This is a genomic window from Virgibacillus dakarensis (assembly GCF_900155625.1).
GTDB classification, from domain to species: Bacteria; Bacillota; Bacilli; order Bacillales; family Amphibacillaceae; genus Lentibacillus_C; species Lentibacillus_C populi.
Map to the genome: position 1 here is coordinate 2,562,285 of NZ_LT732554.1, position 15,067 is coordinate 2,577,351.

Consider the following 15,067-nt stretch of genomic DNA (forward strand, 5'->3'; position numbering starts at 1 on the left):
TAGTATGATTAAGGTAAGGAAAACGCTGGTGTCAGGGAGGAGCAACCACATGCAAGAAACCATTTTATATAATGAAAAGATAGAAAAGGTATTATCCAATATTAATAGAGTCATGATCGGGAAGGAGAGGGAGGCGACATTAAGCCTGGTCGCGTTACTTGCAGGCGGCCACGTGTTGCTTGAAGATGTTCCCGGTGTCGGCAAAACGATGCTTGTTCGAACACTTGCCAAATCACTTGATTGCGATTTTAGAAGAATTCAATTTACCCCGGATCTGTTGCCATCAGATGTGACAGGGGTATCGATCTATAATCCAAAAGAGATGGAATTCGAGTTTCGTCCTGGACCAATACTCGGAAATATTGTCCTAGCTGATGAAATTAACCGGACTTCGCCAAAAACACAGTCTGCTCTTTTGGAAGGGATGGAGGAAAAAAGCGTTACCGTTGATGGGAATACAATCCCGCTAAATGCTCCTTTCTTTGTGATGGCTACACAAAATCCAATCGAATATGAAGGGACATACCCACTGCCGGAAGCACAACTTGACCGCTTTTTATTGAAATTGAAAATGGGTTATCCTGCCCCGGATGAAGAAGTGGAAATGTTGGAACGTACTTCAACACATCACCCGATCGAAAATATAACCGCTGTTATGACAAAGGAGCAGCTAATCGGGGTGCAGGAAGAAGTAACTAATGTTTACATGGATCATCATGTCAAGCGGTATATTGTCAATCTGGCTGCTGCAACCAGAACCCATCCGGCAATTTACCTTGGAAGCAGTCCGAGGGCATCCATTGCCCTGATGAAGGCAGCAAAAGCCTATGCATATATTTATTCGCGTGACTATGTGGTTCCTGATGATGTAAAGTATTTAGCCCCGTTTGTTCTATCCCATCGGGTTATCTTAACATCTGAGGCAAAATATGATGGACTGACGAGTGAGCAGGTCATCCAGACAATCGTAAGTAATGCGCATGTGCCGATTCGAAAGGAATTTCGGTAATGAACCGGCCGATACGCTTGATCGGTAAACTCTTCTTTATTATTGCGGTTTTCCTTTCGCTGTTTTCATTTGCTATGTTTCAAGGTGGGTTTGTCAGCTGGTTCTTATTTTTCGGTTATCTGCCCATTTTCCTGTTATCTGTCGGACTGCTTTTATACCCGATAAATAAATGGCAGGTAACCAGAACACTTTCAAGGTACATTGCCCACTCTGGCGATACCATAACAGTAAGGATACGGATTAAACGCTCTATCCCATACCCGCTTTATTATTGTGTCTTTGAAGAAATTCTGCCGGAGTCGTTGAACAAGCTGGACAATCGTACGGAAAAATATCATTATTTAGATCACCCGGAAAAGTTAAAAGCTAACCGTACCATGAAGCAGGTTGTATTTCCAGGGTTTAAGCGAACGCTGGAGTTAGCCTATCAAATAGAACGGGTACCCAGGGGGGAGCACCATTTTCAAGCAATCCGGATTAAAACAGGTGACATAGTTGGCTTTGTGAAAAAGGAGCATATTTTTCAAGTTGCAGATCAGCTTGTTGCTTATCCGAATCAGCGTTTAATCAAGATGACAGAACGAATCAGCAGCTTTGAACAGGGCTCAGTGTCGTCGAATAGATTAAATTTAAAAAATACCAACGTTGCAACGGGCATTCGTGAGTATCTCCCCGGTGATAAATTTTCCTGGATCGACTGGAAGCAAACAGCAAAAAAGAATACCATGATGACGAAAGAATTTGAACAGGAAAAAAGCACGGATACTGTAGTCGTATTGGATAGCTGCTATTACAAAGGAATAAATTTATTAGCATATGAAGCAGCAGTTGAAATCAGTCTGTCGATGATGGAAGAACTAAAAAAGCAACAATCAAAAACGGGTTTTATCTCCATTGGCAAGAGAACTGCCTACTTTTCAATGCAACGTGACCAAGGAGAAAAGGACCTGCTGATGCAACATCTAACAAAGGTTCAGCCTGATGGATTTGCATCCTTTGGAGTTAAATTAAAGGAAGCATCCTTGGGAATGGCAAGTGGCAGCATTGTCATGATTGTAACGACCCATTTGGATGATATGCTGGAGAGTACGATTAAACAAATAAGTCAACGGTCAAAACGGGTAGTTGTTCATTTTGTCCAGGCAGCCCAGTCGATTACCGAACATGAACATCATATCGTTAAGCAGCTCCGGCTTAGTGGAGCCGTGGTGAACGTACTATCGGAACAGCAATTAATACAGCATACGATCGAGGTGAGTATAGTATGAGTGCTTCCGCAACAAATAAAATACCATTTCTCTATACCTCGGTTCTGTATTTTTTAGGTTTTTTCCTATTTTTGGAATGGATATATCCTGTCCAGCAAATTACCGATACGAGTAATTTGGCTATTTTTATTGTCTATGCGGCGTTTTGCTTTATTATTTCCATGTTTCAAATGAAATGGTGGCTATCATTCCTGTTAAAAGGACTGACGATGCTATTCATTATTCATACACTTTTTCTGCCTTACACGTTCTTAAGTAAACTATGGCTGCAAAGCTTTTATATGGAATTTGCTTTTAATATACAAGCGCTGGTGCAGCAAAATTGGTATGACATGACAGCCCTATTTCGCAGCTTTTTATTTCTTTTGCTGATTTGGCTTATGAGCTATCTGATGTATTATTGGTTTGTCGTGATGAAGCGGATTTTTCTGTTCGTGCTATTAACGGTTATTTACGTAACGATATTGGATACGTTTACGGTCTATGAAGCAGATGGATCGATTGTTCGAACCTTCATTATCTCCTTTATTGCTTTTGGGCTTGCTAATTTTTTTAAGGTAATTGACCATGAATCCATTCGTTTTGCATGGCTTAAAAAGACATCGGTGTGGTTAGTACCGCTAATTGCAGTTGTGCTATTTTCGACGTTAGTCGGCTATGCAGCACCAAAGTTTGCTCCGAAATGGCCGGATCCAGTTCCATTTTTAAAAAGTGCCGCAGAAGGAGCGGGTCATTCCGGTGCAGAGTCGGGTATTCATAAGGTTGGTTACGGGGAGGATGATTCCCGGCTTGGTGGCTCATTTGTTCAGGATTATACACCAGTTTTCCAGGCAGCAGCGAAAGAAGAGCATTATTGGCGGATTGAAACAAAGGATGTTTATACTGGAAAAGGATGGGAGCAATCGAAAGACCCAAGCTATCAGGAGCAGCAGGATGGCCGGATTGCGCTGGAAACATTCGATCCTGGTGTTGAAACAGAACGTCATGAAACCATTGTCGAGTTTCAGGGAAATACGAACATCGAAAAATTGCTTTATCCGTATGGTATTCGTCAGGTAGAAGCAGAATCAGATACAGAATTTTTACTTGATGAAAATACAGGTGAAATACGAACACAGGCAAACGGGAAGGATGTCAGTCTGGCAACCTACACGATTACGTATGATTACCCGTCATTTGCGATTGACCAATTACGTGAGACAACTGCAGAAGATCCAAGTGATATAAAAGAGAAATATACGCAATTACCAGCATCATTGCCGGCAAGAGTTGGTGAGTTGGCAAAAGAAATTACGGCTGCGGCGGACAATCGCTACGATAAAGCCCGTGCGGTGGAAAGCTATTTTGGACGGAATGGCTTTACGTACCAGACAAATGACATCCCGGTTCCAAAAAGGGGTCAGGATTATGTTGATCAATTTTTGTTTGATTCTCAAAAGGGGTATTGCGATAACTATTCGTCGTCAATGGTCGTGATGCTTAGAACACTCGGTATCCCGGCGAGATGGGCGAAGGGGTTCACAAGTGGCGAAAAAATTGCCGACAATATCGGTGATACTGATAATACGTATGATGTGTACGAGGTAACAAGTGCAAATGCCCATTCATGGGTGGAGGTCTATTTTCCGGGATCTGGCTGGGTGCCGTTTGAGCCAACGCAAGGTTTTTCCAATTTAACCGATTTTCATGTCGATGTAGAAAATCTGGATGAAAACGCACAAGACGAAGCAGTCGAAGCCCCGTCTGAACAGGATAAAGAAAAGCCGGAGCAGGAAATGCAGCAGGAAAAAGAAGCGGAAAATGAGACAGCAACAACAAGTGCCACCGCCGATAATTCCGGCTTCCGGGTAAGTTGGGGCTATGTTGGAATAGGTGGCGTTCTATTGTTACTGCTGGCTATTGCAGGTTACCGATTACGGTTTCGTTTTAAAACCATTATACTGTCGATAAAATTTAACCGTAAAACTGGTGCCAAGACATTTCAGGAAGCATATCACCATTTATTAAAACTGTTAAAACACAACGGGCTGGCAATGGAGCCCGGGCAAACCCTCCGGGAATACGCGAAGCGGATCGATAACCGTTATGGAACACATGAAATGGGGATGCTTACTGATCATTATGAACGGATGCTGTATAATAATAGGATGGAGCAAAGTCAAACCGAAACGAAGAAGCTAAACGAATTATGGAAAAATTTAATTAAACGAATCAGTGCTTGACCATGATTGTTTATGTTAGTAGAATATATAACAGCGAATGCACCTTGTTTACGGAAACGATGCAGTCTACCAGGCAGGATTCGCTTACTAACCAGAAAACTTTCTTGAATAAAGAATAAAATGAATATAACGCGTTCGTATATCCTCGAAAATATGGTTCGAAAGTTTCTACCAGGGCACCATAAATGCCTTGACTATGAAGGCGGAATATCTATGGTTATATCGAGCCTGGATTTCTGCCTTTTTGTAGCTATGTTGCTGCATAAAGGGTGGGAATTCGGTTCTTTGCTTTTAAGTGAGTTTATGATTGGATTTTGGAAGCCCTATTAGTTGAGTAGGGCGTGATATTGATTGGGCAGGATGCTTTTAGGTAAATAGATCGAGTTGCACGGATTTCGATAGAGTAGGAAGGAAAAACGATCGAGCAGCTCATAATTTCGATCGATAGGCAGTGGAATCAATCACGGCGTCGGAATTTCGATCGAACCAGGCGCATTTTTAATCGGCACCTGTTTTGTTACTAATTTTTGGGACGATTAAGTTTGCCTCGCAAAAAAATGACTGCTTAACGGGAGAACCACATAAGACGGGAAATCACCGCAACTCGGGAGGCAGCACCCCAAACATAAAACAGTAGGAGTGGTAGCATGGATAAAGAAACAATTTTAGTATTAGATTTTGGCAGCCAGTACAACCAGCTAATCACCAGACGTATTCGAGAATTTGGTGTTTATAGTGAGCTTCATTCCCATAAGCTATCAGCAGACGAAATTAAACAGATGAATCCTTCAGGTATCATTTTATCTGGAGGCCCTCATAGTGTATACGATGAAAATAGCTTTCGCTGTGACGAGAAAATTTTTGACTTGGATATCCCCATTTTGGGTATTTGCTATGGAATGCAACTAATGACACTACATTTTGGTGGAAAGGTTGAAAAGGCAAAAAACCGTGAGTATGGCAAGGCACTTATTGAACTAAGTCATGATCCCCTTCTATTTCAGGAAACTCCAAATCAGCAAACCGTGTGGATGAGTCATGGTGATAAAGTGATCGATGCCCCAGCTACATTCCAAATTGACGCCACAAGTTATTCTACGCCAATTGCTGCGATGAGCGATCCAAAGCGAAGATTGTACGGCGTTCAGTTCCATCCGGAGGTTCGCCATTCGGAATATGGGAATCATCTATTGAAGCAATTCGTCTTTGCCGTATGCCAATGTACTGGTGACTGGACAATTGAAAACTTTATTGACATGGAAGTGGCAAAGATCCAAGAAAAGGTTGGAAATCGTAAAGTGTTATGCGCTCTAAGCGGTGGTGTTGACTCATCAGTCGTTGCTGCCCTTATACACAAAGCAATTGGTGATCAGCTGACATGTATTTTTGTTGATCATGGATTACTACGGAAAAATGAAGCAACCGATGTAATGAAAACATTTGCCGATGGCTTTCATATGAATATTATCAAAATCGATGCTCAAGACCGCTTTTTATCCAAGCTTGCCGGTGTAAGCGACCCGGAACAAAAACGGAAAATTATCGGCAACGAATTTATTTACGTGTTTGATGATGAAGCCGCAAAATTAAAAGACATTGATTTTCTTGCGCAGGGAACATTGTATACGGATGTAATTGAAAGCGGAACAGAGACGGCGCAAACAATCAAATCGCATCACAATGTCGGCGGTCTTCCGGAAAACATGCAATTTGAATTAATTGAGCCGTTGAACACGTTGTTTAAAGATGAAGTTCGGGAGCTGGGTATCCAACTCGGTGTTCCAGAACATATCGTATGGCGTCAGCCTTTTCCTGGACCAGGCTTAGCCATCCGTGTTTTAGGTGCAGTGGACGAAGAAAAGCTTGCCATTGTTCGGGAATCGGATGCTATATTACGGGAGGAAATTGCGAACGCTGGTTTAGAACGCGATATCTGGCAATACTTTACCGTGCTTCCCGATATCCGCAGTGTCGGGGTTATGGGAGACGCACGGACATACGACTACACAATTGGGATCCGTGCCGTGACATCAATTGATGGAATGACATCGGATTGGGCACGTATTCCTTGGGATGTTCTGGAAAAAATTTCTACACGGATTGTTAACGAGGTAGAGCATATTAATCGGGTTGTGTATGATGTGACGAGTAAGCCGCCGGCGACGATTGAGTGGGAATAGTTGGTAGAGAGCTGAAACCCCTTTATTTACAAGGGTTTCGGCTCTTTACTCTATTTTCATTGCATTGTTATTGCATTATTTGTTTTTAAACCTTTACGTAGGTAACGAGCAGTGAATTGATTTTTAGGTGAAGTATCTTCATTTTCTGTTGCTGTTTGGTAAGACATAATACCTTCTAATTTATGGGCTACTTCAAAGTTGCTGTTAGGATATAAATGTCCGTAGGTGCCGAGTGTCGTTTCAATATCTTCATGTCCTAAGCGGTCTTTAATGATTAATGGGTTTTCGCCCATACTAATAAGCAAAGAAGCGTGAGAGTGTCTTAAAGCATGTAATCTAATTCGATGAACCCCAGCTTTTTTTGAAAAACGTGTAATGGCATTCGCTAACGTATGCTTTTGTGTGGGGATACCATTATAGCTCATTACAAAATTGGTTTGAACGACAGATTGCTGCACGTCCTTCCATTCGCTGAGTAACGTTAGTGTATCTCCATCTAATGCAATATGACGAACACTAGCCTTTGTTTTTGGTTCTACAAAAGAATAGTTATCCAAATTCTTATAGTAAAGTGTTTTATCGATAGATAACAGACCTTTGTCAAAGTCAATATCTTCCCATTGAATCGCAGTGGCTTCTCCAATTCGCATGCCTGTCATAAATAAAAACCACAATGAAATAAATAAAAAATGTTGATAATAATCTTCTTTATAGAAAAGAGAGATGACCTTTTCAAATTCTTCTTTTGTCCAAAAGTCTATTTTGGTCTTTGTTTTCTTCACATTACCTACAATTTTCGATGGATTATTTTCAGCTAGTCCTAAAACAACAGCTCGATCCATTGCCATAGAAAACAACCCTTGAACATTTCTAATATAAGAAGAACGATACTTCTTTTTAGATAATGCTAATTGCCATTTTTGAACATGGATCGGGGTAATTTCCGTTGTGATTAAGTTATTAAAAAAAGTGAAATGTTTTCTTACAGTCGGTAATCGATTATCGTACGTTCTTCTTTTTACTTGTGTTTTATACCAAGGTAAGAAAATATCTTCAATAAAATGTTGGAATAAAACGTCATCTTGCTTTTCTTCTAGTGCATCTGGTTTTGTAAGTAGTAACCTTGAATATTCTTCCCTTGCTTCTTTTTTAGTTTTAAAACCACTGCGGTACTTCTGAATTTGCTTGCCAGTGATGGGGTGATATCCTAAATTTGCCCTAAAATAATAAGTTCCGTTCTTTGCTTTTTTGACGATATCTTTAGTCATGATTTCACTCCTTACGCAATTAGTGCAAGAAGTACAAATCACACATCTAAAGTTATCCCTAATACTTCCTCTACAGCTTCTTTAGGAACACGATCTAACTTTTTAGATTGATAATACGTGTGCCCTTTTGATATCATTAATTTTTTACACTCTCTAATAATATCAGCTGAAAAAGAGGGACCATAACCTAGCGCTATCAAGTCTTTTTTAGTGACGGTAACCATATGAACTCCTTTCCATAGACTAGGATATGCTATTTGATATCTGTCTATTATTATATCGCGTCTATAAAACTAATTCTAATACGTTGCGTGAATTTGACCCTTGCACTAAAATAAAAAGGTTCTATTGTCATAACTTGATGGTTACTGTAATTTGTCTTGCTAAATTGAAAGTCAAAAATCAGACGGCTGTTGGTACAGCTCCACGGGAATTGCACCCCTGCAAGTATTTCTTCCAGCCCTACTCATAGCTTGCGACGCTTTGAACGCTCGAACCATGACGGTAGGGGAGTATCATTATCCTAACTAATGAGTTATCGCCAGCAATCCACCACGATTGCATTAGATTCATAGATTATCGCTCGTTTCTAACGAAAGTCGTGGCGTATGAATCAAGTGGCTCATCATCAGTAGAACGTATCTGATTTTTTGTATTATACTGCACGGCGTTATCTTCCGTGCTTTCTTTGTCAAAGAACAAACTTATGATTATTGAAAGGGAAAACCTAACCGTTACTTTGTCACATCTTGAAACCTGGATTCCCGCGTACTCATAACGAGGTAGGCGGGGTAACATCTAGACTCCTATAAATGTCCTTTTGTTTGCTGAGAAGTTCACCAACACGCAGTTTTTTGCCGGAGGTTTCAAAGCATTCAATAACATCCAGTTGATCCAAGGCGCCCTGTAACGTATATTTTTTGAATAAATCCGTGTCCTGCATTTGCTTTTTGATATAAGAAAGATAGATAAGTGCGACAAACTCCACAAAAAGCTTCCCGTCGAGACTTTTTTCTGCTGACACCAGTGTGCGGCGCATGTTCAATCGCTCCTTCAGATTCCCAAACGCTTTTTCGACGACATCCTTATTGCGGTAAATCTCCAGCGCAGTGGTGGCGTCCATGGTTTCATTAGTCATTAGCGCAAAGAATCCAAAATAGCGTTTGGCCTTGTTGACAGCCTCGGTGTTGATAGTAACTTTTGTCCCTCGTTTCGGTGTAGTTTTTGTCTCAAAGTACTTTTGATACAGCTTTTCATGTTCCTGTTGCCTTTTCCCTGATTCCAATTCCTGACGCAGAGCGATTAGCTTGCGGTCGAACGCTTTTTCGTCCTCTGCAGCTCTGTCAATATTGTAATAAAAGTGAATGTACATACGCTTGGACTGTGTCAGGGTGTCCCCCTTATACGGACGGTGTTGCGTATAATCCCACGTTGTCCGAACCGTGCGGCCATACAACTCGTATTTCTCACTGTAGTGATCAAAAGATCGAAAATCGTCATAGATGTTATCCAATTCTTTCCGGATAAAAACAAGCGACACTTTAACGGCGACCAGGAACTTCACGTGGTTTTTCAGTAATGCGTTAATATTTTCTTTACTATAGAAGCCCCTATCCATGACCATCTTCACTTTGGAGAAACCAAGAACATCCAAATCGGCAAGCAGGTTCCCGACGGTTTTGGAATCTGGGATATTACCAGCCAGTTTGCGGTAATAAAATGGCAGGTTGGACGTTTCGCCGAAGACCAGCGCCAGATTTAGCTGAGGCAGTGGATCATTTTCTTTATTCCAGCCGTATTGTACCTGTCTCAGGAGTTCAGACTGGCTGGATATGGTGGTGGTATCATAGGCCCAAAACTCCTTTTCCGTCCGCCGTTTTCCCTGGAGTCGAAAGAACTTATTTTTTGCATCTTCGGTGATGGATGCGAACAGATCGCTACTTCGCTGGGACGTGATGTTTTCACCGTAAGGATGTTTATGTATGAGGCTCCATTTTTCAAAACGATAAAGAGGAGTGCTGTCCTCTAAGATCAGATAGTATGCAATAGAAAGAATCTGGCGATACGTATCGGGAAAACACGCTTTCAGGTCTTCCGTAATGCCGGTACTCGCACCGATCTCATCCAGGAGATACGTGGCACCGTAAAAATAACGTGCGGTTTGCACAGAGGGAACAGGATCTCCCTTTGTCACGGCAAACCCCTCTTTCTTTTTGCGCCCCCTGCCGTCTGTCGGAACAATTTCTCCAGTTTTACTGTCTACCCGTCCGATTAAGGTCCTTTTAGACCGGGATTGTTGCTTGTCCTTGTCCCAGTAAGAAATGGATTCATACGCATAAGTGATCCCTGAACGCTTATCCTTTTGAAAGACGATAGCAGCCATTTTTGCCACCTCCTCGTTATGTATATTGTAACACATAACGAGTATAGAAACAATAAAAAAGGGGCATAAAGCCCGGTATTTTCATGTTTTTAGACGATTCATCGTTATGTAATGGCGGGAATCCAGGTTGAAAGCCAGAATAGATTGCATCGGCTTCGAACGTAAGCGATTACGTGTACCTTCATCGAAAAGTGTCACGGGGCTTACGCATGGATAAGGTTGTCATATACTTCGATAATGAAGAATAAATGGTCTCTTTGCTTCTCGTTCATCCTTTCATCTCCATTCGCAATTGCAAAGGTGGGTAAAGATTTCCCCTTTCATAACCTTCAACAAACTTTTTTATGAAATGCCAAATATTAAAATATTTTTTTAGAAAAAGAATAAAAGAAGCTGTCTGAAAATGATTATCCCAAAAAATCCAAGGTTCAAGAATGCTTATATACTTAAGTTTTAATACAAGGATAAGGACGTCTGAAACGGAAATGCGACTTACCAAACAGCCCAACTTAATTTAGTATTCTATTAGAACATAACAAAGGTATAAAGTATCGGTATTAGAATACTTTTTGTAGTTATTTTGAGTTATGGTCAACAAATAGCTTCATACTTTTAATAAGGAACAAATGTGTTATTATTAAAGTGTATATGATTAGTTTGGTTGACAATAAAGGAGAATTACAATGAAAATCGCAGACCTTGTAAGTAAATATGAAGAAAACTTCTGGGATTTTAGTGGTGTGAAAAAAGAAGGAATACATAAAATTGGTAAGTATCCTGCTACAATGGTTGCACCAATGCAATATGAGCTTTTATCTATATTAGTTTCAAATAATAAAAGTTTCAGGACTCTACTTGATCCTTTCATGGGATCTGGAACAAGTTTGATTGAAGGACATAATTTGGACTTAAATGTCTTTGGAATAGATATAAATCCTTACGCAGTACTACTAGGAGAGGTGAAAACTCATAGGTACAATGAAGATACTTTATATGAAATGAATGAAAGAATTACAAAAAAATTATACTCTTCGAACTATGTATATGAAATACACGATTTTCCTAATATTCACAAGTGGTTTCGAGAAGACATAATAAAGTCACTGAGTAAAATTAGGGCAATAATTCTTGAAGAAGAAAATAGATGGATTAGAAAATTTCTTTGGGTGTGTCTTTCTGAAGTAATTTATAGTCATAGTAATGATAGGACAAGTACATTTAAATTACATATAAAGCCTGAAAAAGAAATAGCAGCTATAAGGAATAACTGTTTAGAAGTTTTTGAGAAAACAATAAAAAACAATCAAGAGTTTTTGATAAAGGATACAAATCCTATTGCTACAATTTACTCGGGCGACTCATCTAAGGTATTAAAAAAATTCGCTGATGAATCAATAGATATTATATGTACATCACCTCCATATGGAGATAATGCAACAACAGTTACTTATGGACAAGCATCTATATTATTTTTAAAATGGATAAATTTCAAAGATTTACTTGGAGATCAAAATTTGATATCGAATTATTCAAAGATTGATTCGGTAAGCTTAGGTGGTAATTCTAGTAAAAATGATCTACCAAATATTAAAATTGCACAAAAGTATATCAGTCGTTTAAGTGAAAGCAAAAGGTCCAAAGTTATTAAATTTATTTCTGACTATTACGACGTTACAGCCCAATTAGCAAGAATTTTATCAGTTGGCGGTTACTTACTCTTTACGGTTGGCAACAGAAGAGTAGATGGTATTGTACAGCCTTTAGATAAGATTACAAAGGAGATTTTTTTAGAAATGGGGTTAAAAGAAGAAAAAATATTCACAAGAAATATATTGTCAAAAAAAATGCCTTCAAAAATTTCAAATGTTAAAAATAAAGGTGCAGTAAATTCTATGAATAAAGAAACAATACTCATTTTTAAAAAGGAGAAATAGTGTATGGCAAAATTGTCAGTATCAGGGAAAATAATTCAAGAAGTTTCTCATAGCGTTCCTGGAACTAAATATGCAATTATTGAATTAATTAAGAATGCTTATGAAGCCAAAGCTAATAGGGTTACGGTTGATATATCGAATGAAGAAATCATAATTAATGATGATGGCAATGGTATGAATAGTGAGGAAATTGGTACGTTACTTACGGTAAGTGATAGCAATAAAGTTTTTGGACAAGAAATAAATGGTCGTCTAATTTCTGGAGAAAAAGGGTTAGGATTCTTTTCTGCATTTAAATTTGGAAATAAAATAAATGTTTCTACCTATAAGGATGGTATTCATTCCAGCTTTGAGTTAGATATGAAAGAAATATCTAAACAAAAAAACTTGTATCATTTTGATATCCCTATAAAAGAAAGTGATTACGATGATCCGAACTTAAAAGGAACAAAAATATCTATTACAGAATTGTATAGTGAAAATTTCACATTATTTAAAGAAAAAATTGATGATGAAGCAGAATATTTAAGATTATGTAATGTAATAGATGATCCAGACTTCCAGATTGAAATAAAAAAATCTTGGGGAAGTAATTTTAATGAAAGCTTATCCGAATTAAAACTGGAAGAAGCAAAGCAAGTTAATGCTTACTTTGACTCTATGAAAAGTCTTAATTTAGATGGAGAGTCAAAGAAATATTTCATAAAATTAACTAGAAATAGTAACGAATATCAAGTTCCTATAGAAGCTAAATATGAAAAATTATTTGATATTAAGGGTTTTTCTATGAGAATCAATATCGATATTTACTCTCTAAAAGGTTTGAGTAGAAAAGATGTACCTAAATTATATCATGACACGCCTCGAAATAGGATAATTCCGATTATTTACATAAATAATTGCTTATTTGATAATTATGCGATGTATAATCCTGAAATCAATGCATCAGAAAATAATAAATTTGTTTTTAGACAGCAAACAGGTAAAATTGATCTTTACTTGAGATCTCCAAGGATAATATCATTTAACGCTGATAGAACACAAATGACTGAATCATCTAATAGTAAGTTATTTCAGGAATTTTTAAATTTCTTTTCTTCTACTATACAAAAAGAACTCAGAAAGATACTAGATGAAGAAGAAGAAAACAAACCGAAAGTATTAAATCGGAGAAGTTTTATAAATTCCAAACCTAGTATAGATAATGGTAATCATGAAATAGTAACAATTAAGCAAAACGGAGTTGAGAAATCCAAAGTTCTTACTGATAAAGAAGGGATTTGGGAAGTTACTTACTCTAACGGAGATAAAATAATACTAACAATTGAAAAAAGACCTGATCCGGTTATTAAACAAGTAAATCAATCTTTTATCGTTGGCAGAGAATATTCATTTGAGGAACTTTTTACTTTTAGAGATTGCGAAAATGGAACAAAAATAAAACCATTAGAATTTATTGTTACACCTGAAGAATGTAGAAGTATAAATTATTCAACTAGAAAAATTACGTTTAATAAACCTAGCGAAGTTCATTTCGAAATTAAGATTATGGATAAAATAAGTGAGATAAAACTCATTGCAGAATATGTAGGAAAAAGTGTTTTTCCGAAATCTAATGCATTAAGTGGTACATATGGACCATCAACGGTAATACATCCGTTAATGGAAATTGATCAGAATGTTAAACCTGATATTATTGAATTTAAAAACCAACTCAATAATTTATATAGGTCAGGAAAGTATGAAGTTGTTTTTATTTCCTCGTTAAGAACCTTCGTTGAATTAGTAGTAAATGATATTATTGAAAAACTTGGGAAAACTCAAGATGAAAAATTACATGTAAACTATAATCTAATAAATAAAGATGAAAATATAAAGGATAGATTTATAAACTTAATACCAAGTACTAGAGAAAAAGCGGGAATAAAAGCAATCTATGAGCAAGCAATACATGAGGGAAGATACCGTAGTACAGTAAAATATCTAAATCTTTCAACACATGCAGCACAGCGAATTATATCTATGAAACAAATAGAAAGTGACTTTCCAGTAATAAATCTAATCTACACATATCTTTGTTTCTTAAGCAAATGATTTTTGATACAAATATGAAATTATTATTTTGTTAATTTTGGTTTGTAGTTTCGGAAAGAGGAATTTAAATAATTCTTATCATAGATAATTATCCAGTCGTCTTTAACTGAAAATTAGTATATCAAAAAGTCCCTACTAAATTTTTTGTAGGGACTTTGCCATGGAACCATATCACTTTTTTACAAGATTGATTATTGGTATTTAACATTAAATGTTTCAACATTGTTAAAATCAGACGGCTGCTGGTACAGCTCCACGGGAATTTCACCCCTGCAAGTATTCCTTCCAGCCCTACTCATAGCTTGCGACGCTTCGAACGCTCGAACCATGACGGTAGAGGAGTATCATTATCCATACTGATGGGTTATCGCCAGCAATCCACCACGATTGCATTAGACTCATAGATAATCGCTCGTTTCTATCGAAAGTCATGGCGTATGAATCAAGTGGCTCATCATCAGTAGAACGTATCTGATTTTTGGTCTATACTGCACGGGGTTATCTTCCGTGCTTTCTTTGTAAAAGAACAATATATGTGAAAGGGAAAACTTAACCATGTAATCAAATCTTGAAAGCTAAAATGCCCTGCATAAGCTTCGAACGTAAACGATCATGTGTGTCTACATCAATGCCCCAATACGTATTACCACGCTCATCATAAAGTTGTAAGCGTAAAATAATCCCCACCTATTTTCAGATGGGGATTTCA

Annotated in this window: 10 protein-coding genes and 1 riboswitch; of the genes, 6 read left to right on the forward strand and 4 right to left on the reverse strand. The window is 38.0% G+C overall.

What is annotated here, in order from left to right; translation table 11 throughout:
* Positions 1 to 49 precede the first annotated feature (49 nt).
* From CZ382_RS21800 to guaA, 4 genes are all read left to right on the forward strand, one after another.
* Positions 50 to 1,009 (forward strand): AAA family ATPase, encoded by a 960-nt coding sequence (locus tag CZ382_RS21800; RefSeq protein ID WP_088053185.1) that lies wholly within the window; start codon positions 50 to 52, stop codon positions 1,007 to 1,009.
* Complete coding sequence (locus CZ382_RS21805; RefSeq protein WP_088053186.1) at positions 1,009 to 2,277, forward strand: DUF58 domain-containing protein; 1,269 nt, start codon at positions 1,009 to 1,011, stop codon at positions 2,275 to 2,277. Before CZ382_RS21800 ends, CZ382_RS21805 begins: the two co-directional genes overlap by 1 nt.
* Positions 2,274 to 4,499: a transglutaminase TgpA family protein gene (locus CZ382_RS21810; RefSeq protein ID WP_088053187.1), complete on the forward strand. Its 2,226-nt coding sequence runs from the start codon at positions 2,274 to 2,276 to the stop codon at positions 4,497 to 4,499. Before CZ382_RS21805 ends, CZ382_RS21810 begins: the two co-directional genes overlap by 4 nt.
* 115 nt (positions 4,500 to 4,614) lie before the next feature.
* A riboswitch (purine riboswitch) is annotated at positions 4,615 to 4,716 on the forward strand.
* A gap of 430 nt (positions 4,717 to 5,146) precedes the next feature.
* On the forward strand, positions 5,147 to 6,679 hold the full coding sequence (gene guaA / locus CZ382_RS21815) for a glutamine-hydrolyzing GMP synthase (RefSeq protein ID WP_088053188.1): 1,533 nt from the start codon (positions 5,147 to 5,149) through the stop codon (positions 6,677 to 6,679).
* 56 nt (positions 6,680 to 6,735) lie between these two features.
* Here guaA and CZ382_RS21820 read toward each other — a convergent pair whose 3' ends face one another.
* The 3 genes from CZ382_RS21820 to CZ382_RS21830 all read right to left on the reverse strand — a co-directional run bounded on the left by CZ382_RS21820 (position 6,736) and on the right by CZ382_RS21830 (position 10,330).
* Entirely contained in the window at positions 6,736 to 7,947 is a 1,212-nt protein-coding gene (locus tag CZ382_RS21820; protein WP_088053189.1) for a tyrosine-type recombinase/integrase, read from the reverse strand.
* A 38-nt stretch (positions 7,948 to 7,985) separates the two neighbouring features.
* Positions 7,986 to 8,171 (reverse strand): DUF3173 domain-containing protein, encoded by a 186-nt coding sequence (locus CZ382_RS21825; RefSeq protein ID WP_018709270.1) that lies wholly within the window; start codon positions 8,169 to 8,171, stop codon positions 7,986 to 7,988.
* Positions 8,172 to 8,719: 548 nt separating this feature from the next.
* Positions 8,720 to 10,330 (reverse strand): IS1634 family transposase, encoded by a 1,611-nt coding sequence (locus CZ382_RS21830; RefSeq protein ID WP_088049795.1) that lies wholly within the window; start codon positions 10,328 to 10,330, stop codon positions 8,720 to 8,722.
* Between the two features lie 683 nt (positions 10,331 to 11,013).
* Between CZ382_RS21830 and CZ382_RS21840 the strand changes: the two genes are divergently transcribed.
* Positions 11,014 to 12,264, forward strand: coding sequence for a DNA methyltransferase (locus CZ382_RS21840; protein ID WP_088053191.1), 1,251 nt, complete (start codon positions 11,014 to 11,016; stop codon positions 12,262 to 12,264).
* A 3-nt stretch (positions 12,265 to 12,267) separates the two neighbouring features.
* On the forward strand, positions 12,268 to 14,358 hold the full coding sequence (locus CZ382_RS21845) for an ATP-binding protein (RefSeq protein WP_088053192.1): 2,091 nt from the start codon (positions 12,268 to 12,270) through the stop codon (positions 14,356 to 14,358).
* Between the two features lie 561 nt (positions 14,359 to 14,919).
* On the opposite strand, the gene CZ382_RS21850 is transcribed toward CZ382_RS21845, so the two are convergent.
* Positions 14,920 to 15,045, reverse strand: a complete 126-nt coding sequence (locus tag CZ382_RS21850) for a helix-turn-helix domain-containing protein (protein ID WP_407701314.1) — start codon at positions 15,043 to 15,045, stop codon at positions 14,920 to 14,922.
* Positions 15,046 to 15,067: the final 22 nt, after the last annotated feature.